The 25,585-nt window shown below is 71.3% G+C and carries 24 protein-coding genes; 6 read left to right on the forward strand and 18 right to left on the reverse strand.

Annotated features, from left to right (window positions below; translation table 11 throughout):
- Window positions 1-127: 127 nt before the first annotated feature.
- From ACH4TL_RS37440 to wrbA, 7 genes are all read right to left on the reverse strand, one after another.
- Window positions 128-1,015 carry a sugar phosphate isomerase/epimerase family protein gene (locus tag ACH4TL_RS37440; RefSeq protein WP_398327366.1) on the reverse strand — a complete coding sequence of 296 codons (888 nt, stop codon included), beginning with the start codon at window positions 1,013-1,015 and terminating at the stop codon, window positions 128-130.
- Window positions 1,012-1,959, reverse strand: a complete 948-nt coding sequence (locus tag ACH4TL_RS37445; protein ID WP_398327369.1) for an NAD(P)-dependent oxidoreductase — start codon at window positions 1,957-1,959, stop codon at window positions 1,012-1,014. Before ACH4TL_RS37445 ends, ACH4TL_RS37440 begins: the two co-directional genes overlap by 4 nt.
- 4 nt (window positions 1,960-1,963) lie before the next feature.
- Complete coding sequence (locus ACH4TL_RS37450; protein WP_398327372.1) at window positions 1,964-3,199, reverse strand: Gfo/Idh/MocA family protein; 1,236 nt, start codon at window positions 3,197-3,199, stop codon at window positions 1,964-1,966.
- On the reverse strand, window positions 3,196-4,029 hold the full coding sequence (locus ACH4TL_RS37455; RefSeq protein WP_398327375.1) for an HpcH/HpaI aldolase/citrate lyase family protein: 834 nt from the start codon (window positions 4,027-4,029) through the stop codon (window positions 3,196-3,198). The genes ACH4TL_RS37450 and ACH4TL_RS37455 overlap by 4 nt, the downstream gene beginning before the upstream one ends.
- On the reverse strand, window positions 4,026-5,990 hold the full coding sequence (iolD, locus tag ACH4TL_RS37460; RefSeq protein ID WP_398327379.1) for a 3D-(3,5/4)-trihydroxycyclohexane-1,2-dione acylhydrolase (decyclizing): 1,965 nt from the start codon (window positions 5,988-5,990) through the stop codon (window positions 4,026-4,028). Before iolD ends, ACH4TL_RS37455 begins: the two co-directional genes overlap by 4 nt.
- Before the next feature lie 40 nt (window positions 5,991-6,030).
- Window positions 6,031-7,473 carry an aldehyde dehydrogenase family protein gene (locus tag ACH4TL_RS37465; protein ID WP_398327382.1) on the reverse strand — a complete coding sequence of 481 codons (1,443 nt, stop codon included), beginning with the start codon at window positions 7,471-7,473 and terminating at the stop codon, window positions 6,031-6,033.
- 308 nt (window positions 7,474-7,781) lie between these two features.
- Window positions 7,782-8,402 carry an NAD(P)H:quinone oxidoreductase gene (gene wrbA / locus ACH4TL_RS37470; RefSeq protein WP_398327385.1) on the reverse strand — a complete coding sequence of 207 codons (621 nt, stop codon included), beginning with the start codon at window positions 8,400-8,402 and terminating at the stop codon, window positions 7,782-7,784.
- Window positions 8,403-8,645: 243 nt separating this feature from the next.
- Between wrbA and ACH4TL_RS37475 the strand changes: the two genes are divergently transcribed.
- Complete coding sequence (locus ACH4TL_RS37475) at window positions 8,646-9,407, forward strand: pirin family protein (RefSeq protein ID WP_398327388.1); 762 nt, start codon at window positions 8,646-8,648, stop codon at window positions 9,405-9,407.
- 598 nt (window positions 9,408-10,005) lie between these two features.
- Here ACH4TL_RS37475 and ACH4TL_RS37480 read toward each other — a convergent pair.
- Window positions 10,006-10,335, reverse strand: a complete 330-nt coding sequence (locus tag ACH4TL_RS37480) for a hypothetical protein (protein WP_398327391.1) — start codon at window positions 10,333-10,335, stop codon at window positions 10,006-10,008.
- Between the two features lie 251 nt (window positions 10,336-10,586).
- Here ACH4TL_RS37480 and ACH4TL_RS37485 point away from each other — a divergent pair, with 251 nt between their 5' ends.
- The 5 genes from ACH4TL_RS37485 to ACH4TL_RS37505 all read left to right on the forward strand — a co-directional run bounded on the left by ACH4TL_RS37485 (window position 10,587) and on the right by ACH4TL_RS37505 (window position 15,644).
- Window positions 10,587-10,694, forward strand: a complete 108-nt coding sequence (locus ACH4TL_RS37485) for a putative leader peptide (RefSeq protein ID WP_398327394.1) — start codon at window positions 10,587-10,589, stop codon at window positions 10,692-10,694.
- 71 nt (window positions 10,695-10,765) lie between these two features.
- Window positions 10,766-11,980, forward strand: a complete 1,215-nt coding sequence (locus tag ACH4TL_RS37490; RefSeq protein ID WP_398327397.1) for an LLM class flavin-dependent oxidoreductase — start codon at window positions 10,766-10,768, stop codon at window positions 11,978-11,980.
- A 22-nt stretch (window positions 11,981-12,002) separates the two neighbouring features.
- Window positions 12,003-13,379 carry an NtaA/DmoA family FMN-dependent monooxygenase gene (locus ACH4TL_RS37495; protein WP_398327400.1) on the forward strand — a complete coding sequence of 459 codons (1,377 nt, stop codon included), beginning with the start codon at window positions 12,003-12,005 and terminating at the stop codon, window positions 13,377-13,379.
- Window positions 13,376-14,503, forward strand: a complete 1,128-nt coding sequence (locus ACH4TL_RS37500; protein WP_398327404.1) for an LLM class flavin-dependent oxidoreductase — start codon at window positions 13,376-13,378, stop codon at window positions 14,501-14,503. Before ACH4TL_RS37495 ends, ACH4TL_RS37500 begins: the two co-directional genes overlap by 4 nt.
- A 13-nt stretch (window positions 14,504-14,516) precedes the next feature.
- The gene (locus ACH4TL_RS37505; protein WP_398327407.1) at window positions 14,517-15,644 is read left to right on the forward strand and encodes an MsnO8 family LLM class oxidoreductase; all 1,128 of its coding nucleotides are present in this window, start codon (window positions 14,517-14,519) and stop codon (window positions 15,642-15,644) included.
- A gap of 31 nt (window positions 15,645-15,675) precedes the next feature.
- Here the strand turns inward: ACH4TL_RS37505 and ssuE are convergent, their stop codons facing one another.
- The 10 genes from ssuE to ACH4TL_RS37555 are packed head-to-tail and all read right to left on the reverse strand — an operon-like array spanning window position 15,676 to window position 25,432.
- A complete protein-coding gene (ssuE, locus tag ACH4TL_RS37510; RefSeq protein WP_398327410.1) occupies window positions 15,676-16,233 on the reverse strand; it encodes an NADPH-dependent FMN reductase in 558 nt (185 codons plus the stop codon).
- A gap of 42 nt (window positions 16,234-16,275) precedes the next feature.
- The gene (locus ACH4TL_RS37515) at window positions 16,276-17,715 is read right to left on the reverse strand and encodes an FAD-binding oxidoreductase (protein WP_398327413.1); all 1,440 of its coding nucleotides are present in this window, start codon (window positions 17,713-17,715) and stop codon (window positions 16,276-16,278) included.
- Complete coding sequence (locus tag ACH4TL_RS37520; RefSeq protein WP_398327416.1) at window positions 17,712-18,887, reverse strand: acyl-CoA dehydrogenase family protein; 1,176 nt, start codon at window positions 18,885-18,887, stop codon at window positions 17,712-17,714. Before ACH4TL_RS37520 ends, ACH4TL_RS37515 begins: the two co-directional genes overlap by 4 nt.
- Window positions 18,884-19,942 carry an ABC transporter substrate-binding protein gene (locus ACH4TL_RS37525; protein WP_398327419.1) on the reverse strand — a complete coding sequence of 353 codons (1,059 nt, stop codon included), beginning with the start codon at window positions 19,940-19,942 and terminating at the stop codon, window positions 18,884-18,886. Before ACH4TL_RS37525 ends, ACH4TL_RS37520 begins: the two co-directional genes overlap by 4 nt.
- A gap of 58 nt (window positions 19,943-20,000) precedes the next feature.
- Window positions 20,001-21,101, reverse strand: coding sequence for an LLM class flavin-dependent oxidoreductase (locus ACH4TL_RS37530; RefSeq protein WP_398327422.1), 1,101 nt, complete (start codon window positions 21,099-21,101; stop codon window positions 20,001-20,003).
- A gap of 8 nt (window positions 21,102-21,109) precedes the next feature.
- On the reverse strand, window positions 21,110-22,129 hold the full coding sequence (locus tag ACH4TL_RS37535; protein ID WP_398327424.1) for an ABC transporter substrate-binding protein: 1,020 nt from the start codon (window positions 22,127-22,129) through the stop codon (window positions 21,110-21,112).
- Window positions 22,126-22,872: an ABC transporter ATP-binding protein gene (locus ACH4TL_RS37540; protein ID WP_398327427.1), complete on the reverse strand. Its 747-nt coding sequence runs from the start codon at window positions 22,870-22,872 to the stop codon at window positions 22,126-22,128. Before ACH4TL_RS37540 ends, ACH4TL_RS37535 begins: the two co-directional genes overlap by 4 nt.
- On the reverse strand, window positions 22,869-23,798 hold the full coding sequence (locus ACH4TL_RS37545) for an ABC transporter permease (protein WP_398327430.1): 930 nt from the start codon (window positions 23,796-23,798) through the stop codon (window positions 22,869-22,871). Before ACH4TL_RS37545 ends, ACH4TL_RS37540 begins: the two co-directional genes overlap by 4 nt.
- Window positions 23,799-23,849: 51 nt before the next feature.
- Window positions 23,850-24,701 carry a sulfurtransferase gene (locus ACH4TL_RS37550; protein WP_398327433.1) on the reverse strand — a complete coding sequence of 284 codons (852 nt, stop codon included), beginning with the start codon at window positions 24,699-24,701 and terminating at the stop codon, window positions 23,850-23,852.
- Window positions 24,698-25,432, reverse strand: a complete 735-nt coding sequence (locus tag ACH4TL_RS37555) for an alpha/beta hydrolase (protein ID WP_398327436.1) — start codon at window positions 25,430-25,432, stop codon at window positions 24,698-24,700. Before ACH4TL_RS37555 ends, ACH4TL_RS37550 begins: the two co-directional genes overlap by 4 nt.
- Window positions 25,433-25,585: the final 153 nt, after the last annotated feature.

Genomic DNA, 25,585 nt, shown 5'->3' on the forward strand with positions numbered 1-25,585 from the left:
GAGGTCGACGCGCCAACTACGGCAATGCCCGCGAACAGACATGAAGTTGCGTCGCAATTCTTGGACGCCCTGCGCACGCTGGTCAACCCCCGGAGAGCCATCAAAAACACATCAGGCTCATAAGCGGTCACGCGACGCCGCGCAGCACCGAGCGCAGATGTTCGGCACTGGCCCATACGTCGTCGACCGGCCCCTTTTCCTTGGGTTCCTCGGTGAGGATGGTGTCCTGTTCCAGGACGTACCAGCCGTCGTATCCGCGGGCGGCGAGGTGCGTGATGATGGCCTCGACATCGACGTCGCCCGCGCCGAGCGGGCGGTACATGCCCTCGCGGACGGCCTCGGTGTACGGGAGGCGACCGGACTGGACCTTGGCCGCGAGGGAGGCGTCCACGTCCTTCATGTGGGTGTGGGCGATCCGCTCGGGTGCCTGGCGGGTCAGTTCGGCGGGGTCGGTGCCGCCGATGAGCAGATGGCCGGTGTCGAGGCAGAGGGAGATCGCCGAGTGCTCCAGGACCCGCTGGACCTCGTCACCGTTCTCGATCATCGTGCCGACATGCGGGTGCAGGACGGCGTGTACGCCACGTTCGGCGGCCAGGGCCGTCAGGCGGTCGAGGTTGGACAGCAGCCGCTTCCAGCCCTCCTCGTCGAGTTCGGGGCGGGAGTCGTAGCCGTCCTGCCCCGTGATGGCCGACAGCACGAGTACGTCCGCGTTCGAGGCCGCGTAGCTCTCCAGGAGCCGTTCCACCTCGGGCAGCGGGTCATGTTCGGGTACGTGCAGCAGCAGCGGAGTGAAGCCGCCTACCGCGTGCAGGTCGTGGTGGGCGAGGGTCTGGGCCATGGCCTCGGGCTCGCCGGGCAGGAAGCCATCGGGGCCGATCTCGGTGGCGGCCAGGCCGACCTCGCGCATCTCCTTCAGTACCCGGTCGGGCATCAGCTGATAGCCCCAGCCGGGTACTTCGCACACGCCCCAGGAGATGGGCGCGCCGGCGATCCTGTTCAGGGACGGGGTGGTCATGCCGTGGCCTTTCGGTGGTTCCAGTCGGGGTTGGCGACCGCGGGCGGCTCCCGGCCCGCGAGAACGTCCGCGACACCGCGGGCGGCGTCGCGGAAGGTCAGGGTCATAGCCCGGCGGGTCATGCCCATCAGGTGCGGGGTGAGCACGACGTCGGGGTGGTCGAACAATGGGTGGTAGAGGGCCGGCTCGGGGTCGAACACATCCATACCGACGCCCGACAGCCGGCCCGACTCCAGGGCGGCCAGGGTGGCGTCCGGATCGAGCATGCCACCCCGGCCGCAGTTGATGAGGATGGCCCCCGGCCTGACACGGGCCAGCAGTCGCTCGTTCACGAGGTGCCGGGTGCCATCGGTGAGCGGGGCGTGCAGGGTGACCACGTCGCTCGACTCGACGAGTTCGTCGAGGTCGGCGCAGGCGAACGCGGGCGGAGGAGGACTGAACGGGTCGTACGCGAGGGTACGCATCCCGAACGCGGCGGCGAGTTCACCCACGCGCCGGCCGATGCGGCCGTAGCCGACGATCCCCAGGGTGGCACCGTCCAGATCGCCGACCGGCACGGTCGACCGCTCGACCCAGCGGCCGTCCCGTACCAGGTCGGTGAGCGGTTTCAGCCTCTTGGCCAGGTGCAGGGCCATGGCGAAGACCCCCTCGGCCACCGCTCGGGTGCCGCTGTGGGGGGTGATGACGACGGGGATGCCGCGGGCGGACGCCGCCGCGACATCGACCAGGTCGACGCCGACTCCGGTACGGGCGATGACCCGCAGCCGTGGCGCCTGCCGGAGGAAGTCCTCGTCGACCCGGCGGTCGGCGCGGACGATGGCGGCCTCGGCGGCCGTGAGGTCGTCGGGCGTGGGGTCGGTGACGAGGGTGGCGCGCTCGCCGAGGACGGGGCACACCGTGTCGGGGTCGACGGGGCCGAGGGCCACGACGAGGTGTTCGGACATGCGATCAGCTCCGTGCCGGATGACCGAAGTTCGCGCCCGGCACCTGAGGCACCCGCTGCCACGAGCCGCTGTCCGCGGAGGCCGCTGCCGCCGCGATCACCTCGGCGACGGCGTGCGCGTCTTCGATGGTTGAGTTGTGGTGCTCGATGCCGGCCACGGCGGCCAGGAACTTCTTGGCCTCGATCACCTTCAGATCGTCGTAGCCCATGCTGTTGCCGGGACCGGGCTGGAAGCTGGCGTAGTCGCCCATGTGGCCGTTGCCGAGCACCGTGGTGTAGCCCTGGTGGGGGCCGCCGCGGCCGAGGGCAACGTGCAACTCGTTCATCCGCTCGAAGTTCCAGGCGACTGAGCCGTCGGTGCCGTAGATCTCGAAGCCGATGCCGCACTGGGGGCCGACGATGACGCGGGACGCCTCCAGGGTGCCGACGGCTCCCTGTGTGTGGGGGCCCGGGGCGAACCTGACGAGGGCGGCGGTGTAGTCGTCGTTCTCGACCTCGGCCATCTCACCCTCCTCGATCACCGCGAAGTGCGTGCCCGAACCCATCGGCAGGACCGGACGCTCGGAGTAGACGGTGCTCGTGAGCGCGGAGACCTCGTCGACCGGGGCGACGACGTAGCTGACCAGGTCCACGACGTGGCTCATCAGGTCACCGAGCGCGCCGTGCCCGGCCAGGTCCCGCTTGAAGCGCCAGGACAAGGCGCCCTTGGGCTCGGAGGCGTAACCGGAGAAGAAGGTGGCGCGCACGTTGGTGATACGGCCGAGCCGCCCTTCGGCGATCAGCTGCCGGGCGTGCTCGACCGCGGGAGCGTTCCGGTAGTTGTAGCCGATGGAGGTGACCACTCCTGCCGCGCGGGCCGCGGCGGCCACCTCGGCGGCCTCCTCGGCGCTGCGCCCGACCGGCTTCTCGATCCAGAACTCCTTGCCGACCTTGGCGGCGGCGATGCCGATCTCGTGATGGAGCAGATTCGGCGCGCAGATCGACACGACCTCGACGTCCGGGTCGTCGAGAACGGCACGGTAGTCGGTCGAGGCCCTCTCGTAGCCGAGGACGTCACGGGCGTAGGCCGCGCGGTCCTCGGCCGTGTCGGCAGCATGGACGAGACGGGGCTTGATGCCCAGCTCGGGGTAGACGGACGGCAGTGCCTGGTAGGCGCGGCTGTGCAGCTTGCCCATCCAGCCGACGCTGATCAGTCCGACGCCGATCTCGCGCGCGGCGCCCGGGGTGGTGGGGGGCATCATGTCTCCTGATGGTGCGGGGCCCGGGCCTCTCCGAGCGCGGTGGACAGGGCTGCGGCGAGCAGAGTGGAATCGGAGCCGATGGCGATGAACGTCCAGCCCGCGGCCCGTTTAGCGGCCGCGGCCGGACCGTCGGGGACAAGGAGGCCGCACGCCTTGCCGTGGTCGGCGGCGGCCTTGCGGACGCGCTCCAGGGCTTCCTGGTAGACGGGCTCGGTGAACATGCCGGGCACGCCGAGGTCGTGGCTGAGGTCGCGGGGGCCGACGAACAGCACATCGACGCCGTCCAGCGCCGCGATGGCCTCGACCTCCGCCAACGCGCTCGCCGACTCGATCTGGACCACGCCGAGGATCTCGCCCTCCCGGTCCAGGGCCGCGGAGTCGAGCCCGAAGCGGCAGGCGCGGTTGTAGGTGGCCACGCCCCGGTCCCCCGCGGGCGGGTACCTCAAGTGCCGCAGCGCTTCCCGGACTTCGGCCGCCGTGTCGAGGCGCGGCAGCATGATCCCGGCAACGCCGAGATCGAGGACCCGGCCGATGCGAATGCGGGCCGCCGACTCGACGCGTACGACGGTCGGCACGCCGTAGGCCGCCGCGGTGGGGACGGTCGTACGGACCTGTTCCTCTCCCCCGGCGCCGTGTTCGAGGTCGAGCAGCAGCCAGTCGGGCCCGGCCGCGGCACACACCTCGGCCGTGACCGGGGAGGCGGTGCCGACGAACGTGCCCAGCGTGGTCTCGCCGTCGGCGAGCCGGGCGCGCAGGTGGCCATGGTCCAGAGGTGAGGGGGCCAGGGGTGAGGGGTCCGGGTGTGAGCGGTCCGGGGGTGAGGGGGTCATCCGTACCACCTCTGGGAGGCCAGGCCCTCTTCGTACTCACGGCGCAGCTGGGCGACCGATTCCTGCTCGGAGACTTCGGCCGGGGCGACATCCCACCACGCGCCGGCGCCGGGGAGATCGGCATGCGGGATCACGGGGACGACGAGGACGACCGGGCCGTCGTGGTCGCGGGTATCGGCCAGGGCGGCGCGTACCTCGTCGGCGGTGGTTGCGCGGAGGGCGCGGGCGCCGAGGCCCGCCGCGGTCTGGACGAGGTCGACCTGGAGGTAGTCGCCCTCCAGGCGGGCGGGCTTGCCGACGCCGATGTCGAGGCTGCCGTCGCGGTAGCGGAACTCGTTGCCGAACTCCTGTCCGCTGCGGATCATTTGGAGGCGGTGGATGACCTGGTAGCCGTGGTTCTCCGGGATCACGATGGTGAGCGGGAGCTTCTCCTGGGCGGCCGTGACCAGTTCGGTCGGCGCCATGAGGAACGTGCCGTCGCCCAGCAGGGACAGCACCCGCTTCGACGGGTCGGGCTCGGCGAAGCGGACGCCGATGGCGGCGGGCAGTTCGTAGCCCATGCACGAGAAGCCGAACTCCAGGTGGGCGAAGCGGCCTTCGGTGGCGTCCCACACCTTCAGCAGATCGCCGGGCGGCCCGCCGGCGGCAGCGATGAGCGTGTCGCCACCCTGTGCGTGCTCCTGGATCAGCCCGATCAGCTGGCCCTGTGTGAGGACCGCGTCGGTGTCGCTCACGACGTCGGAGTCATCCGGCAGTGACGCGAAGTCGAAGGGGGTGTCCGGGTCGAGCGCGGCGGCACGCTGCTCTCGCCACTGCTCGTCCAGGCCGCGCACCTTCTCCTGCCAGTCCGCCGGGGCGCTTTTGCCGTTTGCGCGTACGGCGTCGGTCAGCGCGGCCAGGGCCCTCTTGGCGTCGGCCACGATGCCGGTCGCGCCGAGGCGGCCCGCGTCGTGCACGTTGACGTTGATGCTCGCGAAGCGCACGTCCGGGTTCTGGAACATGGAATGCGAGGCGGTGGCGAAGTCCGTCAGGCGCGAGCCCACGGTGAGCACGAGGTCGGCTTCCCGGGCCAGGGCGTTGACCGCCGGAGTGCCCTCCAGACCGATGCCTCCGAGCTGCCACCACGCGCGGCGCTGGACGGCACCCTTGCCTGCGAACGTCTCCGCAATGGGGACGCCCGCCGCATCGGCGAGTGCCTCCAGCTCCTCGGTGGCACCGGAGTGCACGACGCCACCACCGGCGATGATCAGCGGCTTCTCCGCCTCGGCGAGCATCCGCGCCACCGCCGCGACCTCGTCGGCGTCCGGCGCCGGACGGCGGATCGGCCAGTCGCGCTCGGCGAAGAACTCCACCGGGTAGTCGTAGGCGTGGGACTGAATGTCCTGCGGCAGGGAGACGACGACGGCACCGGTGTCGACGTCGGTGAGCGCGCGCATCGCCGCGGGCAGCGCGGTGAGCAGCTGCTCGGGCCGGGTGATGCGGTCGAAGAAACGGGAGATGGGGCGGAAGGCGTCGTTCACCGAGGCGTCGGCCTCGACGGGGTGCTGCAACTGCTGGAGGACGGGCCCCTGGTGGCGGGTGGCGTACGTGTCGCCCGGCAGCAGCAGGACGGGCAGCCGGTTGACGGTGGCCAGACCGGCGCCGGTCACCATGTTCAGGGCGCCCGGGCCGATGGAGGCTGTCACGGCGAGGGCGGAGTGCCGCTTGGTCGCCTTGCCGTAGGCGGTCGCGGCATGGACGAGCGCCTGCTCGTTCCTCCCCTGCACAAAGGGGAGTTGGTCACTGAGCTGGTCGAGGGCCTGCCCGAGCCCGGCCACGTTGCCGTGGCCGAAGATGCCCAGCGCGGCCGGGATGAGGCGGCGGCGGTGGCCGTCGGCCACGGAGTGCTGCCGGGAGAGGTAGGTGACGACGGCCTGGGCGACGGTGAGGCGCACCGTGCGCTGTTGCGTCCGGTCAGTCATGAGTCGGCTCCTGATCGGGGTATACGAGCGGGCGCCCGGGTCACCAGGGACGGCCGTGCAGGACGATGGTCTTGGCTTCGGTCATCTCGCTGACCGCGGCACGAGGGCCTTCCTTGCCGTAGCCACTGCCCTTGAGGCCGCCGTACGGCATCAGGTCGGCGCGCCACAGGGGCGTCCAGTTGATGTGGACGGAACCGGCGTCGATCTCCCGGATGGCGCGGACCGCTCCGGCGACGTCGGAGGTGAAGATGCCTGCGCCGAGGCCGTAGGCAGTGCCGTTGGCCTGGGCGATGGCGGACTCCCAGTCCGCGGCCGGGCTGATGGCGACGGCGGGGCCGAACAACTCCTGCTGGCTGAAGGGCGATTGGGGGTCGACATCAGCGACAACGGTGGGCTGCACCACGGCTCCGTCACGCGTACCGCCGGTCAGGACGCGGGCGCCGTCCGCGCGGGCCTGGGCGATGGCCTGCTCGACGCGCTCCGCCTCGGTGGCGGTGATGAGGGCGCCCATCGTCGTGTCCGGGGACGAGGGGTCGCCGGCGCGGATGGCCTCGACCTTGGGGACGAGGGCGTCCAGGAAGTCCCCCGTCACGGCCGGGTGCGTGATCACCCGCTGGACGGAGATGCAGACCTGTCCGGCGTTGACGTAGCCCCCTGCGGCGACGGCGCTCGCCGCGGCCTCGATGTCGGCGTCGGGGAGGACGACGACCGGGCAGGAGGCGCCGAGTTCGAGGGACAGCTTCTTCACACCGGCGACGCGGGAGATGTGCTCGCCGGTGTCCGTGGAGCCGGTGAAGGAGATCTTCCGGACGCGGGGGTCGGTGACGAGGGCGTCGCCCAGCACCGAGCCGGAGCCGACGAGCACCGAAAGCACGCCCTCCGGCAGGCCCGCGTCCACGAAGCACTCAGCGAGTTCGAGGGCGGTCAGCGGCGTGCTGCTGGCGGGCTTGAGGATGACCGCGTTGCCGGCGGCCAGGGCCGGGGCGAGCTTGTGCAGGACCAGCAGGGCCGGGTAGTTGAACGGCGTGATGGCCACGACGATGCCGCAGGGCTGGCGCAGGGTGAAGCCGACCTTGTCCTGGCCGGTACCGCGATTGGCGTCCAGCGGCAGGGTCTCGCCGTAAAGCTGGGTCCCCTCGAAGGCCGCCAGCCGGATCAGGTCTCCGGAGCGGGACGCCTCGCCGGTCGCCTCGGTGATCGTCTTTCCCGACTCCGCGCTGATGGTCTGCGCCGTCTTGGGGGCCCGCTCGTCGGCAAGCTCCGCCGCACGCAGCAGGATGCGCATGCGCTCATGGGCAGGCGTACGGCGCCAAACCGACGCGCCCCGCTCCGCCACCGCGAGGGCCGCCTCGACGTCCTCGGGACCGGCGAGCGCCACCGTGCCCACCGTCGAGCCGTCGAACGGCGACTTGACCTCCCGGGTCCCCGCACTCCCCTTGGCCGCCTGCCGGCGACTACCGATCAGCAACTCCACGGGCGCCATCGCCCTCTCCCTTCGGGAAGCCATCAAAGCGAGGCCGTCCCGGACACGTCAGGGCGTGTCGCACGGCCGACGGCCAGGCCGTTTACGTGCTCGCAACGCTAGGTCCGCGCCTGGAGTTACTGAAGCCCTCGAATCAATCATTTAGCCGTCATCGATGGCATCTTTTTTCCATCATCATGAGAAGGGCCCCGCGCTCGGCCTGCCTTCGGAACAGGCGTCGCCACGGGCATGCGAATGCCCGGGCCGGGCGGCCGTACGACGTCGTACGGCCGCCCGGCCCGGTGGTGGTGTTCTGCCGGTTGGCGGGCTCAGGCGGTGGCGAGGCCGGCCTTGAGGGCGGTGGTGATGCGCACGACGCGCTCGGCCTGGACGCGGGCGGCCTCGCGGGTGGTCTGGTCGACGGGGTTGTTGCCCTGGGCGTCGACGTGGGAGGTGCCGTAGGGGTTGCCGTCGGCGAACTTGGCGGGGTCGGTGTAGCCGGGAGCGACGACAATGCCGCCGAAGTGATGGAAGGAGTTGTACAGGGCGAGCAGGGTGGATTCCTGGCCGCCATGTGCGGTGGCGGAGGAGGCGAAGCCGCTGTAGACCTTGTCGGCGAGCTTGCCCTGGGCCCACAGGCCGCCGAGGGTGTCGATGAACTGCTTCAGCTGCGAGGCGACGTTGCCGAAGCGGGTGGGGGAGCCGAAGATCACGGCGTCGGCCCATTCGATGTCGGCCGGGGTGGCCTCAGGGATGTCGGCGGTGGCGGCAGCGTTGGCAGCCCAAGCGGCGTTGGCGTCGATCACGTCCTGCGGGGCCAGTTCGGCCGCCTTGAGCAGTCGGACCTCGGCGCCGGCCTTCTCCGCGTACTGGGCGATCTGCTTGCTGACCTCGGTGTTCGTACCAGTGGAGGAGTAGTAGACGACGGCTACCTTGATCGGGGTGCTCATGGTTGCGGTCTCCGTTCCGTTGGTGTCGTTCGTTCGGTTGCGGCTGAAGATGCCCATGACAGATTTCATCCTTGGGGTCTGTGCCCGCCGACCGGACACTAGTTGAACCGTAAACCATATGGAAGGCGATCCCCCTGAGGGGTGGCGGGAATAACCCTGCCTCTAGTGTTGTACAACATTCAACTATGCACCGGGGTCGGCACTCCCGGCCGCACGAACAGCAAGGACAGGAAGGACAGCACCATGACCCGCCCCCTCGACATCCGGCGCGCCGACGAGCGTTTCCGCACCCGCACCAGCTGGCTCGACTCGCGCCACTCCTTCTCCTTCTCGCGCCACCGAGACCCCAAAAACACTCATTTCGGGCTCCTGCTGGTCTCCAACGACGATGTCGTAGCACCCGGCACCGGCTTTGAGACCCACCCCCACCGGGACATGGAGATCATCACCTGGGTCCTCGACGGCGGCCTGGTCCACCAGGACTCCGAGGGTCACAACGGGGTGATCTACCCCGGCCTCGCACAGCGGATGAGCGCCGGCACCGGCATCCTGCACAGTGAGAAGAACGACTCCTGGACCCTTACCGGCCAGCCCGAGCATCAGGACCCCGTCCACTTCATCCAGATGTGGACCATCCCCGACGAGGCCGGTATCCGCCCCGGCTACGAGCAGCTCGACATCAACGACGAACTCGCCCTCGGCGGCTGGGCCACTCTCGCCTCCGGCATGCCCGGGCACGGCAACCAGCGCGCGATCGGCATCCGGCAGAAGCACGCCGCCCTGCACGTCGCTCGCATCCGCCCCGCCGAGACCCTGGAGATCGCCACCGCCCCCTTCGTCCACCTCTTCATCGCCCGCGGCAGCGCCGAACTGGAGGGCGCGGGAGCACTGGCCACCGGCGACGCGGTCCGGATCACCGGCGCGGAGGGCCAGCGCGTCACCGGCGGCCCCGACGGCGCCGAGGTACTCATGTGGGAGATGAACGCCGCCATCTCCATGACCTGACCCCAGCCTGCTGGACCACCCAGCAGGCTCGACAGTGCCTGTGCCAGCTCGGCGACCGTACCGCCGCATTCACCGTCGGCTGGCGTGCTCGATGACCGCCAACACGTAGAGGGTGGCTCCGGCAGGGTGACTGTTTCCAGGAAGTGGCAGGCCAGCAGGTCCCTCGCCAGACTAAGGGCCAGGGCCCGGACGGAGCGCACTGTGCGCGGCCTTCCCTGACGCTTGGGGCGGGAGGCTGCTGCGTGGCGGCGTGCGACCAGGGTGCGGCGCCAGCGCAATACCGTGTCGGGACGGACCACCAGGCGCAGTCTGCGCAGCACGTCCCGTGGCAGCCGGTACAGCAGCGCCGCCAGGTACGCCCGGTCGCTCGGGGTGAACCGCCCCCTCTTCTCGCCGAGTTGTCGCTCCAGCACCATGTGCTGGTGGCGCAGGGCGAGGATCTCCGGGTCTTTGTCGCGGTCGCTCATCGGTAGCAGGCGAAGCATGGCGAACGCGTGAGTTACAGCCGGGTAGCCCAGTCGCAGCAGCACGGTCGACCATCCTTCCGCGACGATCGACAGCCGCGCGAGGGCAGGGGTTCGAGCGACCTCCGACGAGGCTATCCGCCCCCCACACCGGCTCCCACCAGGTCGGATGGGGTTTTCGGCAAGCGCAACGTCACGCGGGGGATCGCCAGGCGGACGCGCTGCTCGAATCGGTTCGCATGACGCTTCGCGCTGAGTCCGGCTACCGCGAGTTCGCCCTTCGCCGCCAGACCTACGCGGAGTTCCTCGGAGCCGCAGAGGCGAGGATCCTCACCGAGCGGAACGGACGGGGCCAAGCCGACGACGACGTCCTGCTGCAACGCGCCTTGGGCGGGGTGCTCCTGGAAGACCCGCCCGACGCCGCTGCCGCGGCCCAGCCCCTCGTCGACTGTCTGCGACGCCATGAGAGCCGGACGAACTCAAGGGTGCGAAGTTGGCCTTCGTCTCGGTGGCGCAGGAGTGCTGCCGGTCCCGGTGACCTTCGCAGAGCCGTCGGCGGAATAGCCGGACCGGCTGTGCTGTTGCCAACCGGCAAGGTGTGTGTGCGTGGTCGGACGATTGCGCCGCGTCGCGGCGTTGCGTAGCGTTTTCGAAAGCCGCGGACGGGACCCGGGTCCCGGCGGGCGGAGGGGCGGAGGTGAGGGGAGTGCGGCCGGTGACCTGTCTGTGTGTCCTGGTCATAGCGCCCCGCCGTCGTGTCCGTCTGTACTCCCGGCCCCACATCGATCTGCAGCGGGTGGCCGCCGCCCTGTGTTGTTCCTGATCCGTTTCTCCCGTCGGCCCTGAAGCGAGGCCGACGGTCCCTTACGGTCGATCAGGAAGGCACTTCTTGTCGTGTCCGCATCTTCTGCACACCCTTCGCCGCTCCATCTCGCCGTCGCGCTCGACGGTGCCGGCTGGCACCCGGCCGCATGGCGCGAACCGCAGGCCCGGCCCCGGGACCTGTTCACCGCCACCTACTGGGCCGATCTCGTCGCCGAGGCCGAACGCGGCCTGCTCGACTTCGTGACCTTCGAGGACGGGCTCGCGCTGCAGTCCTCGCACCGCACGGAGCCCGACGACCGCACCGACCAGGTCCGCGGCCGGCTGGACGCGGTGCTCATCGCCGCCCGGGTCGCGCCGCTGACCCGGTACATCGGCCTGGTGCCGACCGTCGTCGCCACGCACACCGAGCCGTTCCACATCTCCAAGGCGATCGCCACCCTGGACTACGTCAGCACTGGTCGCGCGGGTCTGCGGATCCGGGTCTCGAGGCGCCGGCACGAGGCGGAGCACTTCGGACGCCGTACGATCCCGCCCCTCGACGCCGAGAACCTGGACACTCCGGCCGCCCGGGAGCTGACCGCCGAACTCTTCGCGGAGGCCGCCGACTACGTCGAGGTGGTGTGCCGTCTGTGGGACAGCTGGGAGGACGACGCGGAGATCCGGGACGTCGCCACCGGCCGCTTCATCGACCGCGACAAGCTGCACTACATCGACTTCGAGGGGAGGCACTTCAGCGTCAAGGGCCCCTCGATCACCCCCAGGCCGCCCCAGGGGCAGCCCGTCGTCACCGCGCTGGCCCACCAGAGCGTGCCGTACCGGCTGGTGGGCCGCTCCACGGACATCGGATACGTCACCCCCCACGACACCGGCCAGGCCGAGGCCGTCGTGGCCGAGATCCGCGCCGCGCAGGCCGACGCGGGGCGCGCGGACGAGCCCCTGCACGTCTTCGGCGACCTGGTGGTCTTCCTGGACGACGAACCCGGCGCGGCGGCGAGCCGGCGAGAGCGTCTGGACGGCCTGGCCGGCTCCCCGTACACCAGCGACGCGAAGGTGTTCACAGGCACCACCGGGCAGCTCGCCGATCTGCTGCTGGAGTGGCAGCGCGCCGGCCTCTCCGGCTTCCGGCTGCGCCCCGGTGTCATCGGCCACGACCTGGAGGCGATCACCCGCGGACTGGTGCCCGAACTCCAGCGCCGCGGTGCCTTCCGCACGGCGTACGAGGCCGACACCCTGCGCGGGCTGCTGGGGCTCGAGCGCCCCGCCAACCGCTACGCCACCGTCTGAGCAGTCGGAGGGACCACCGACCATGAGCAAGCCGCTCAAGCAGATCCATCTCGCTGCCCACTTCCCCGGCGTCAACAACACCACCGTATGGAGCGACCCACGCGCCGGCAGCCACATCGAGTTCAGCTCGTTCGCGCATTTCGCGCGCACCGCCGAGCGCGCCAAGTTCGACTTTCTCTTTCTCGCCGAAGGGCTGCGCCTGCGCGAACAGGGCGGGAAAATATACGACTTGGACGTGGTGGGGCGGCCGGACACCTTCACCGTCCTGACCGCGCTCGCCGCCGTCACCGACCGCCTCGGCCTGACCGGCACCATCAACTCCACCTTCAACGAGCCGTACGAGGTGGCCCGTCAGTTCGCCAGTCTCGACCACCTGTCGGACGGCCGGGCCGCGTGGAACGTCGTCACCTCGTGGGACGCCTTCACCGGCGAGAACTTCCGCCGCGGCGGCTTCCTGCCGCAGGAGGAGCGGTACTCCAGGGCCAGGGAGTTCCTGGACACCGCCACCGAACTGTTCGACTCCTGGCGCGGCGACGAGATCGTCGCCGACCAGGCATCCGGCACCTTCCTCGACGACGCGCGGGCCGGAGCCTTCGCCCACCAGGGACAGCACTTCGACATCGCCGGGCAGTTCAATGTCCCGCGCAGTCCGCAGGGCCGTCCGGTGATCTTCCAGGCCGGTGACTCCGACGAAGGCCGGGAGTTCGCCGCGGCCCGCGCCGACGCGATCTTCGGCCGGCACGGCACTCTCAGGGAAGGGCAGGCGTTCTACACGGACGTCAAGAGCCGCCTCGCCCGCCACGGCCGTACCCGCGACCAGCTGCTGATCCTGCCCGCGGCCACCTTCGTCCTCGGTGACACCGACGCCGAGGCACAGGAGCTGGCCCACGAGGTGCGGCGCAAGCAGGTCAGCGGCGCCACCGCGATCAAGCATCTGGAGTTCGTCTGGAACCGTGACCTGTCCGCGTACGACCCGGACGGGCCGCTCCCCGACATCGACCCGGACCCCGGCGAGCACACCATCGCCCGCGGCCGCGCCCAGGTACGGATGTACCGCGATCCGCTGGCCGTCGCCCGGGAGTGGCGGGAGCTGGCGGAGGCCAACAAGTGGTCGATCCGGGACCTCGTCATCGAGACCGGCAACCGCCAGACCTTCATCGGCTCCCCGGTCACGGTCGCCGAGACCATCAACTCCCTCGTCCAGGCGGATGCCGCCGACGGATTCATCCTCGTCCCGCACATCACCCCCGGCGGCCTCGATGTCTTCGCCGACACCGTCGTCCCGCTGCTCCAGGAACGCGGCGTGTTCCGCACCGAGTACGAGGGTACGACCTTGCGCGACCACCTCGGCCTGGCTCACCCCGGCGCCGGGGCGCACGGGGAACGGGCGGTGTCATGAAGTTCCTGGCCATCACCCTCATCGTGCACGCCCCGGACCCGGTGACCGGCGTACAGAAGCCGACCCATGAGCGCTTCCGCGAGGTGATCGCCAACGCGCTGCTGGCGGAGGAGCTCGGCTTCGACGGCTTCGGCGTCGGCGAACGCCACGAACGGCCGTTCATCTCCTCCTCGCCACCGGTCGTGCTCAGCCACCTCGCCGCGCTCACCTCCCGGATCCGGCTGTTCACCGCGGTGACCACCCTCAGCCTGCTCGACCCGGTGCGGGCCTACGAGGACTACGCCACCCTGGACCACCTGTCCGCCGGCCGCCTCGAACTGATCATCGGCAAGGGCAACGGCACCGCCCAGCGCGAGCTGTTCCACGTCACCCCCGAGGACCAGTGGGACCGCAATGCCGAAAGCTATGAGCTGTTCCGCAGACTGTGGCGCGAGGACAAGGTGACCGCCTCACCGCGCTTCCGCCCCGCGCTGGCCGAGGCCGAGGTGTGGCCGGAACCCCTCCAGCGGCCCATCCGGGTCTGGCACGGCAGCGCCACCAGCCGCGAGTCGGTCGACCTCGCCGCCCGCCACGGCGACCCGCTGTTCTCGGCCAACGTCACCCATCCCATCGAGCCGTACGCCGAACTCATCCGCCACTACCGGGAGCGGTGGGCCCACTACGGCCACGACCCCGCCCGGGCCGTGGTCGGCGCGGGGACCGCCGGATACTACGCCGCCCGCACCTCACAGGAGGCCATCGCCGCCTACCGGCCGGTATTCGAAGGCCGTCTCGCGCTGCAGAAGCGCATGGGCGTGGAGTCGGTGTTCCCGACCCTGGAGGACTTCGTCGAGCGCAGCTCCGCGCTGATCGGCAGCCCCCAGCAGGTGATCGAGAAGGTGCACCGCTACCACGAGGAGTTCGGACACACCGTGCTGCACCTGCACGCCGACGCGGACGGGCTCACCGACGCCCGGCACCAGGCCTCGCTCGAACTCTTCCAGTCCGACATCGCGCCCGTGCTACGGCGCGACATCCCGGATCCGCCGTTCGACTGGGCGCCGGTGCTCGCCGCGCCCGGACCCGCCGCCGAGCCGGCCTCCGGGCCAACTGCCGAGACCGCATCCGGGCCCGCCAACCGCTGAGGAGACCCCGACCATGTCCGGCATCCCCCTCGCCGTCCTCGACCTCGTCCCGGTCTCCTCGGGATCCACCGCCGCCGACGCACTGCGCAACAGCATCGACCTCGCCCAGCAGGCCGAACGGTTCGGCTACGCGCGCCACTGGTTCGCCGAACACCACCTCAACCCGGGCGTCGCCGGGACCTCGCCCGCAGTCGTCCTGGCCCTGACCGCTTCCGCCACCTCCACGATCCGCCTCGGCTCCGGAGCCGTACAGCTCGGCCACCGCACCGCTCTGTCCACCGTGGAGGAGTTCGGCCTGATCGACGCCCTGCACCCCGGACGGCTCGACCTGGGGCTCGGCCGCTCCTTCGGGCGCCCCGTCGACCGGAGCGCGGACGCGCCGCCCACCACGACACCCGTCGTCGACGGACGTACCCCCGGCGGCCTGCGCATCCCGCCCAAGTTCTCCTTCCAGCGACTGCTCGGATCGCCGCGTATCGCGCTCCAGCGGCAACTCCTCCAGCAGCCGGGCGCCGAAGCCCAGGACTACGGCGAACAGATCGACGACATCCTCGCCCTGCTGCGCGGTGACTACCGGTCGGCCGACGATGTCGAAGCACACGCGATCCCCGGCGAAGGCGCCGACGTGCAGGTGTGGATCCTCGGTAGCAGCGGCGGGCAGAGCGCGCTGGTCGCGGGCCGGGGCGGCCTGCGCTTCGCCGCCAACTACCACGTCAGCCCGGCCACCGTCCTGGAGGCGGTCGAGGCGTACCGCGCCGCGTTCCAGCCGTCCGAAGTCCTCGACAAGCCGTACGTCAGCGTCTCCGCCGATGTCGTGGTGGCCGAGGACGACGCGACCGCCCGCGAGTTCGCCACGGGCTACGGGTTGTGGGTCCGCAGCATCCGCACCGCCGAGGGAGCCATTCCCTTTCCCACCCCCGAACAGGCCCGCGCCCACGTGTGGTCCGAAGCGGACCGGGAGCTGGTCGCCGACCGCGTGGACACCCAGTTCGTCGGCTCGCCCGCGCGCGTCGCCGACGAACTCGAACGACTCCAGGAAGCCACCGGCGCGGACGAGTTGCTCATCACCACCATCACCCACCGCCACGCCGACCGGGTGCGCTCCTACGAACTGCTCGCCGAGGAGTGGCGACGCCGCTGAGCCGGGTACGACGAGCCGCGCCGTTCCACGGTCACGCGGCGACGGCGTCGGCGGAACCCGGGCCGCTCAGCACCGCCGAGAACTGGTCGACGACCTGTTCGAGTCCTGCACGTGCGACGGCGTCCACCACGACAGCTCCCTCGTCCCGGGCTTCGATGTGCTTGTCCAGCACGAACCAGCCCGGCGTGATGTGTGCCGCCCCCATGGAGGCGAGCACCGGCCGCAGCCCGTAGTCGATGGCCAGCACATGAGCGGTGCTGCCGCCGGTTGCCAGCGGCAGCACGGTCTTGCCTTCCAGCGCGTACTGCGGCAGCAGGTCGAGCAGCGACTTCAGCAGCCCCGAGTACGCGGCCTTGTAGACCGGGGTGCCGATGACGACGGCGTCGGCCCGTGCGACGAGCTGCGTGGCGCGGACGATCTCCGGATGCCCGAAGTCCGCGTGCAGCAGGGCCTCGGCCGGAAGCGTGCGGACGTCCAAGGGGATCACCTGGTGCCCCTGTGCGGCGAGCCGGGAGTCCAGCCCGCGCAGGAGACGGGCGGTGCGGGAGGTGGCGGAGGGGCTTCCGGAGACGGACAGGACGGTGGACATGGAGGTCACCTCGAAATCGTCGGTGCGGGGTACGGGAAACAGTCAGAGCGCCTTGCCCGGGTTGAGGATGCCGTGCGGATCGAAGGCCGCCTTGATGCGGTGCTGGAGCCGGTGCTGGTCCGGTCCGAGCTCGTCGGCGAGCCATCGCCGTTTGAGGGTGCCCACGCCGTGTTCACCGGTGAGCGTGCCGCCGAGGCGGAGGGCGGCGCTGAAGATGTCACCCGCGGCCCGCCAGGCGGCGTCCGGGATGCCAGGGAGAGCCGGGTCGAGAACGAGAATGGGGTGGAGGTTGCCGTCGGCGGCATGGGCGAAGGTGAAGATCCGCACCCCGTGGCGGTCGGCCGCGGCGTCGATCTCGCGCACGGCGGTGGCCAGCCTGTTCCGGGGTACGGCGATGTCCTCGATCAGGACCCGGCCCAGCCGCTCCAGCGAGGGCAGGGCGAGCCGCCGCGCGGCGAGCAGCCGATCCGCCTCGGCCGGATCCCCTGAGACCTCGACCGAAGTCGCCCGTCCGCGCAAGCACCGTACGGCCGCCTCGGCCTCGGCCGCCGCGCCCCGCCCATCGCACTGCAGGAGCAGCAGCGCGCCCCCGCGCGACCGCAGAGCCGTGCCCTGGGCATCGTCCACCGCGCCCAGTACCGGGCCGTCGAGCAGCTCGGCCATGGCGGGCTCGACACGGGCGGCGGTGAGCGCGGAGACGGCCTCGGCGCCTTCAGCGAACGTGGCGAAGTACGCGGCGACCGTGACCGTCTCCTCGGGCACCGGACGCAGCCGCAGGGTAGCGGCGGTGATCACCCCGAGGGTGCCTTCGGAGCCGGTGAGCAGGCCGGTCAGGTCATAGCCGGTGACGCCCTTGACCGTGCGCCGTCCGGTCCGTACGAGTGTCCCGTCCGCGAGCACCGCGGCCAGGCCCAGGAGCGCGTCCCTGGTGACCCCGTACTTGGCGCAGCGTAGCCCGCCCGCGTTGGTCGCGATGTTCCCGCCGATGGTCGAGATCGCCGCGCTCGCCGGGTCGGGTGCGTAGCGCAGCCCGAACTCGCCTGCCGCGCGGTCCAGTTCGGCGGTGATGACGCCCGGTTCGGCGACGGCGATCTGCTCCTCGGGGCTCAGCTCCAGGATGCGGTTCATGCGTGACAGATCGAGGACGACACTGCCCGCCCCCGCGCTCGCCCCTCCGGACAGCCCTGTTCCCGCCCCGCGCGGCACGACCGGTACCCGTAGGTCGTGGGCGTGCCGCAGAGTCGCCTGAATGTGCTCGGTGCGCGTGGCGTGGACGACCGCGAGCGGGACGCCGTCCGGCCTGCTGCCGGAGCGGTCGGTGGCGTAACGGCCGGTGGCCTCGGAACCGGTGGCCAGCGCCTCGTCCGGCAGGTCGCGGCGCAGGGCCGTCAGCAGCGCGGCGGAGGCATCCGTATCGGTGGCATGCGTGGGTGCGCCGCCCGCGCGGTCGGCCGTGTCCGGATCGGACAGCGGAACGGTCATGTCGGCCTCTCACTTCCTGTGCCGAGCGCGACCGCGCCGATGGCGAGCAGCGCCGTGTCTTCCTGTGGGGCGTGTACCGGGGCGCACTGGACGTCCCGGAAGTGGCGCTCCAGGGGGTTGTCGCGGGACAGCCCCGGATTCCCCAGCAGCCGCAACCCCAGGGCGACCGCCTCGGTGGCGTGCCGGTCCGCCAGGACCCGGGCGCCCAGCGCGTGTTCGGGGGCGTACGAACCGTCGGCGCCGTCGACCCGCTCAGCACCCGTGAACACCAGATGTTCGGCCGAGTCCAGCCGCAGAGCGATCTCACCGGCCACGCGCCGGAAGCGCTCGGTACGGGCCACCGGATGGCCGAGGTTGGCGGGGATCCGCTCGTGGGCGAAGCGGTGGACGTAACCCTGGGCGGCGCGCGCCACACCCAGGTAGAGGGCGGCGAGCGGCAGGTGGAGGGCCGCGCCCGCGCGGTTGTCCTGCTCCGCCTCGGCGCCGTGCCCGGCCAGGTCGATGACGTTTCCCTCGGGGATCTCGACGTCGTGCAGCGCGATGTCGTGGCTTCCGCTGGCGCGCAGCCCCAGATGGTCCCAGCGGTGGGTGATCTCGATCCCGGGGGCGGTGCCGGGCACCACGAAGGTGCCGACCCGTGGCGTGGGCTCGTCCGTGGTGGCCCACACCAGCAGCCAGTCCAGCCCTTCCACACCGGTCGCGAAGCGCTTGCGGCCGCTGAGCGACCAGCCGTCGGGGGTGCGCCGGGCCACCGTCGAGGGCAGTCCACCGCGCGCGGGCGAGCCGAGTTCGGGCTCGACACGGACGTGGTTGAGCAGCACCGGCCGCGAAGCGGCCTCGGCCAGCACCTGCCCGTAGAGCTCTTCCGGCCAGTGCGGCCGCATGGCCTGGCGGCGGTGGACGGCGAGGCTCATGGCGGCGATCAGCGCCACCGACGGATCGCCTTCGCCGAGCGCGTGCAGGATGCGCGCGGTGTCCGCCACCCCGAGGGCGGGGCCCCCGTACCGCTCGCCGACGGTGGCGGTGAGCAGCCCGGCCTCGTGCGCTGCGCGGATCCCCTCGGCCGGAAACGTGCCGTCGCGGTCGTACGCGGCCGCGGTCGCGGCGAGCCGTCGCGTCACGGAGGCCAGCGAGGAGAGATCCGGGACGGGAAACGGAAAGTCGCCGGTCATGAGGCGAGTTCCCGGCGCAGCAGCGGAGTCAGACGGTCGCTCCAGAATTCGCTCACCGTCAGCTTCCGCTTCACCGCGCCGAGGTCACCGAAGGCGTCGGCCACCTTCTGCTCGGAGGCGGTGGCCCCAGGGCTCACCGGCCGGATCCCGGTCCCGCGCTGGGCCTGTCCCGCCGTGAACTCCTCCAGCGCCTGATCCACCGGCTGGTGGGTGGCGGCGGCGATGACCTTCGCGTATTCCTTCTGGCGCCCGTCGCGCACATAGGCGTACGCCTTGTCGAGGCGGGCCAGCAGATCCGCCAGCGCTCCGCGCCGGGCCGCGCCGCCGAGGGTGTCGTCCGAGGCCGTCCACAGGAAGTTGCCGGAGAGGATGTCCTTGCCGGAACCGATGGTGCGGGCACCCCGCTGATGGGCGGTGATGACCGCGTTGCCGTATCCGGCGAACGCGTCGACGGAACCGCCGTTCAACGCGGCGATCCCCTTGTCGGGATCCAGCGGGGCGGCCTCGATGTCGTCCCAGCCGAGCCCGGCCCGCTTCAGCAGCTCGTAGAGGAAGTAGTGGGCGGTGGTGTTCTTGACGTAGCCGACCCTCTTGCCCCGCAGCTGCGACATCGAGGTGATCGTGGACCCCTTGGGGGCCACGACCTCCTGGTTGAGGGTGTTGCCGCGCTCCACGGCGACGACCTTGAAGTTCGGCTTTCCGTCGGCCGCCGCGAAGACCGGCGGGATCTCGCTGGAACTCGCCACGTCCAGGGCGCCGGCGCGCACCGCCTCCAGTTGCCTGTCGCCGCCCTGGAACAGGCTCCACTTCACCTGGTAAGGGGTGTCGTCCAAGTGCGCGAACTTCAGCAGCGCCTCCTCCTCCTTCCAGCCGGTCGCACCGACTCGGAGGGTGACGGAGGATCCCTTCCCGCCCCCGTCCGCGCCCGCGGTGCCGCCACAGGCGCTCAGCGCACCGGCGGCCAGCGCCACGACGGCGGCGAGAGCGGTACGGGCGCGAGCGCGCCGGGGACGGGAGCGGGCCGGTGGCCTGGACATCCGGGTGATGCCTTTCATGAGGAGAACGGTGAGACGAGGAGAAGGGGGTGAAGGGGGTGAAGACGGTGGCCGGACGTCAGGCGGCCGAGGTGGCGGCGCGGTGCGCCAGCTCCTGATGGACCAGCGGCAGTACATGACGCCCGTAGTCGATGGCGTCGTTGAGCGGGTCGTAGCCACGGATGGACAGCAGCTCACAGCCGATGTCGACGTAGTCGAGCAGCGCCTTGGCGACCGTCTCCGGGGAGCCGACCAGTGCCGTGGAGGCACCGGCGGCGTTGGTGGCCGCGGCGGGTGCGGTCCACAGGCAGCGGTCGTGCACCTCGCCGCGCTCGGCGACGGCCAGCAGCCGCTGCGATCCGACGTTGGACGGGGTGCCCTGGCCGACCGCCGGGTAGTGCCTGCGCTTGGCCCGCTCGGCGTGGTTGGCCTTCACGGCGCCCAGGGTGCGGTGCGCCTTCTCCCATGCCAGCTCGTCGGTGGGGGCGATGATCGGCCGGAAGGACACCCAGATGCGCGGCCGGGGCCGGCCCGCGGCGTCCGCGTACGCGTTCACCGAGGCGATCTGCTCGGCGGTCTCCTTCAGCGGCTCGCCCCACAGCCCGAAGATGTCGCCCTGCTGCCCGCCCACCCGGTACGCGTCCCTCGACGAGCCGCCCACCGAGATGGGGATGGTGCCGTGGTACGGGGCGACATCGGAGCGGAAGCCCTCGAAGCGGTAGTACGGGCCCTCGTGGGAGATCGGCCCGTCGGCCTCCCACACCCTGCGCAGGATCCGGATGTACTCGTCCGAGCGGGCGTACCGCTCGCTCTTGCTCAGATAGTCGCCCTCGCGGTGCTGCTCCTCGTCGTTGCCGCCGGAGATGATGTGCACCACCAGCCGCCCGGCGCTGATCTGGTCCAACGTGGCCAGTGCGCGGGCCGCGTGGGTGGGGAACACCACCCCGGGGCGGTGGGCGAGCACCGGTTTGACGCGCTCGGTGTGATGGGCGACGAACTGGGCCAGCTGCAGCGCGTCCGGGGCGGCCGAGTGGTAGGTGACCAGGGTGTAGTCGAAGCCGGAGTCGTCCAGAGCCCGGGCGTAGCGGCGGGCGTAGTCCACATCGATCCCGGAACCCGCGGTGGGGTCGCCCTCGGTGGCGGGGTTGGGGTGGACGGCGCTGATGAACTCGACGGGCATGGCTGCGGTCACTCCTTGACGAGGCTGGTGTCGACGTGGTCGGCGAGGGTCGGCTCGGGGGTGAGCACACCGATGCCGTGCATGGTGTCGCCGACTTTCTGCACGGACCGGATCACCGGCTCACTCACCGGCAGCAGTTCGCTGTTGGCCTGGTCGACCAAGTCCTTGGCCACCGTGGCCGAGGCTCCGTTGGTGTGCTGGATGGCCTTGGCGTATTCCGCGGGGTGCCGGCGGGACCAGGCCAGCGCCTTGTCGAGCCGGCGCAGATAGTCGGTGATGGCCTTCTTCTTCGCCGGGACTTCAAGGGCCTGCTCCGAGGCCCCGATGAAGCCGTAGCCGCTGACCCGCCCGTTCGCCCCGTTGACCAGGAGACGGCCCCCGTGCTGCTCGGCCACCGTCTTGTACACGCCGAACGTGGCCCACGCCTCGACCTTGCCGGAGGTGAAGGCGGCCTGTGCGTCGGTGGGCAGCAGGTACTGCACACGGACGTCCGAGTAGCTCAGCCCCGCCTGCTCCAGCGCGTGCGCCAGCAGATACTCGGCGATGGACCCCTTGGCCGAGGAGACGACGACCTTCTTCCCCTTGAGGTCCTTGACGCTCTTCACCGGTGAGTTCTCGCGGACCACGATCCCGGTGTGGGTGCCGTCGTTGTGCAGCGCCCCGACGGCCTTGACGCGTACCCCGCCGGCGAGTGCCTGGAGGGTGGGCAGATCGGCGGCGTACGAGGTGTCGGCGGCCCCGGCCTGCACGGCTTGGAACAGCGGTGCGGCGCCCTCGAACTCGGCCCACTTCACCTTGTACGGCGTTCCCTTGAGGGCGCCGGAGGCGTCGAAGAGCGTCTTCAGGTTCTTGGCCTGGTCACTGAGGGTCAGTGTCACCTTCGACGGATCGGTCTCGGACGCCGCCCGGCTGTCGCCCGCGCACGCGCTGGTGGCGAGGAGGGCGGTGAGCGACAGCGCGGCGCCGAGCGCGCGCGCCGCGACCGAAGCCTTGCGGTTCCCGGCGTTCAAGCAGGTCAAGCGGTTCATGCGGTCACCTCTTCCCGATGGTGCGAAAGCGCCGAGGCGTCGTCGACGCCCAGCCGTCGCAGGAGTTCGCCGCGCAACGCCACGAAGTCGGGGGAGCCGAGGTCGCGCGGGCGGTCGAGGCCCACCCGCGCCTCGTAGGCGATGCGCCCGCCGTCCATCACCAGCACCCGGTCGGCCAGCAGCAGCGCCTCCTCGACGTCGTGCGTGACCAACAGGATCGAGCAGCGGTGCCGCTGCCACAGATCGGCCACCAGCCGCTGCGCCTTGCCGCGGGTGAGCGCGTCCAGCGCGCCGAACGGCTCGTCCAGCAGCAGCAGTTCGGGTTCGTGCACCAGCGCACGGGCCAAGGACACGCGCTGGGACTGACCGCCGGAGAGCGTCCGGGGCCAGGCGCCCGCGTACTCCTCGATGCCGACCTCGGCCAGATACCGCTCGGCGAGCGCGCGGTCCCCGCGCGGCAGACCGAGCACGACGTTGTGCCACACCCGCAGCCACGGCATCAGCCGTGGCGACTGGAAGGCCACCGAGCGCCGCTCCGGTACGTCCACTTCGCCCTCGGTCTCGCTGTCCAGCCCGGCGAGGATCCGCAGCAGTGTCGACTTCCCGCAGCCGCTCTGGCCGAGCAGGGCCACGAATTCGCCCTCGCGGATGGTGATGTCGAGCCCGTCGAGCACCGTCTTGTCACCGAAGGCGCGGGTCAGTCCGCGGACCTCCACGCTGTTCGTGCCGTTCACCGCGGTCATGCTCCCTCCCCTTCGAACGAGGCGCGCCAGTCCAGCAGCCGCCGGGACAGCAGCCGCACCGCGAAGTCGCAGAGCAGCCCGAGCACCGCGTACACGGCCAGGCACAGGACGATGACGTCGGTTTGGAAGTACTGCTGGGCGTTGCTCATCAGATAGCCGATACCGGCGTCCGCGTTGACCTGCTCGGCGAAGACCAGGGCCAGCCACGCGGTGGACAGCGCGTATCGCAGCCCGACCAGCGCGCCGGGCAGCGCGGACGGCAGGATCACGTACCGGATCAGTCCGATGCGGCCCAGGCCCACCATCCGCCCGGCCTCGATCAGCTGCGCGTCGGCGGAGCGGATGCCGCCGTAGATGTTGAAGTACAGCGGGTAGGTGACACCGAGCGCCACCAGCGCGATCTTCGGTGTTTCGTCGATGCCGAACCAGACGATGAACAACGGGATCAGGCCCACCCAGGGGATGGCCCGGAACATGCCCATGGAGGCGTCGATGACGTCCTCGCCCAGCCGGAACAGCCCGGCGGTGAGTGACAGGGTGAGCGCCACGGCCGCACCGATGAGGAAGCCGAGGGCCGCGCGACGGCCGGAGGCGGCGATGGCCTGCGGCAGCTCACCGGTGCCGATGAGGTCCGCCCCACGCCGCACGACGTCGATGGGGGAGGCCAGCACGGACTCGGGAAGCACGCCCGTAGCGGCGGCCAGGAACCAGAGCAGCAGCAGCCCGAGGGGCCCGGAGGCCCGCCGGACCCCGCGCGGCACCCGCAAGCGGGGCCGGGACCGGGTGCGCCTGGCGGCGGGGCGGGATGTCCGCGCAACGGCGGGCTCGGCGGGCGGAGTCGAGTCCTCCGCCGCACCGGGGGGTGGGGGTGCGGAGGTGTGCGGGGGCGGTGAGGCCCCGGACACAGGGGAGTGCGGGGAGGGCATGATGCGGCCTCTCGGTCGGGAAGTGTTCACAGGAGATGTGCGGGCGGCGGATCAGCCCGGCGTCGCGCCCACGGCCGCGGGGCGAGCGGTGTCGGCGGACCAAGCGGACCAGGAGCCGGGGTAGAGCGCGGCCGTGATGCCGACGCGGGCCAGGGCCGCGACCGTGTGGGCCGCGGTGACGCCGGAGCCGCAGTAGACACCGACCTTCGTCGTGTCGTCGGCGCCCAGCGCGGCGAAGCGCCGCGCGAGTTCCTCCGCGCTGTGGAATGTGCCGTCCGGCGCCAGGTTGTCGCCCGTCGGTGCGGACAGGGCGCCGGGAATGTGCCCGGCGCGCGGATCGACAGGCTCGGTCTCGCCCCGGTACCGTTCGGCTGCCCGCGCATCCAGCAGTACGCCGGTGCGCGCCACCTCGGCTGCCACGTCGGCGTCGAGCACCGGCAGTTGCCCCGTGATGAGCACGACATCCCCCTCGGCCGGCGGGGCGGGCTCGCCCGTCTCGACGGGCAGTCCGGCCGCGCGCCACGCGGCCAGCGCCCCGTCCAGCAGCGAGACCCGCTCGACCCCGGCCCACCGCAGCAGCCACCAGGCGCGAGCGGCGGCGGTGTTGCCGTTGTCGTCGTACACCACCACCGGCCGGCCGGTGGTGAGTCCCCAGCTGCGCGCGGCCCGCTGCAAGGCGACGGGGTCCGGCAGCGGATGGCGGCCGCTCTCCGGGGTGGGGGGAGCGGCGAGTTCGGTATCCAGGTCGACGTGAACCGCGCCGGGGATGTGCCCGGCGAGGTAGCGGTCATGGCCGTGCGGATCGCCGAGCCGCCACCGTACGTCCAGGACGACGGGCGCCGGATCACCGTGGAACAGCCGGGAGTACAGCTCGGCCGGAGTGGTGAGGACGGGGGTGCTCATACGAGGTCCTCCGTGACGGCGACGGGTGACAGACCGGAATCCATCCGCAGCCGCTCCAGGAAGAGGACCACCGTGGCGGCGGCGGTGCGGTGGGTCACGTCGTTGAGGACGTCGTGCCGCGTGCCGGCCAGGCTCACCAGCTCCGCGCCGGGCTGGCCGCGGAACACATGGCGGACCTCACCGAGGGGGCTGACGGTGTCCTCGGCACCGTGCAGCCCGAGCACCGGAACGGAGATCCCGTCCAGCACCGGCGACTCCGGTGCCGACGAGCCGGCCAGGGCGCCGCGCCGAAAGTCCGCGTCGGCGGTCAGCCTGCCCCGGTGCGTGGGGCAGGCGGTGCGTCGCTCCAGTTCGTCCTCCCAGTCCGAAGCGGCCACCTCGGTGGAGTGCGGCCGGGTCGGCAGTCCGGCGAGGATCAGCGCGTCCAGCCCGGGCGGCTCGAGGGCGGCGAGCCGCGCCGCGTGGGACGCCCCGGTGTCGGAGCCGACCAGTACCCGAGGGCCGGGGAGTGTCTCGTCGCGCAACAGCTTGATGGCCGTCTCGGTGATGGCCTCCGGGTCGGACGAGGCGTCCCCCAGGGCACGGACGCGATAGCCGTCGGCGGAGATCCGGTGGCCGAACCGCTCGTACACACCGCCGTGTTCGCCCCGCCCCGGAAGGAGCACGAGCGTGCCACGCGGGGCGATTCCGGCTGGTTCGTCCCATGAGCGGACAGGCTGAGCAGAGGACATGAGAACTCGATTCATCGACAGCGACGCCCGCCCCCCACGAGCGAGGCGGAGCGGCCGTGCGGGTGCGGAGGCGCGAATGGGAAAGGGTGAGGCGAAGGCAGGAAACACATGCCGACGCGCGAGGAGACGCACATGCGGCGGCGAACGTGCGGC

The sequence above is a fragment of the Streptomyces sp. NPDC021115 genome, assembly GCF_044333065.1.
Taxonomy (GTDB): domain Bacteria; phylum Actinomycetota; class Actinomycetes; order Streptomycetales; family Streptomycetaceae; genus Streptomyces.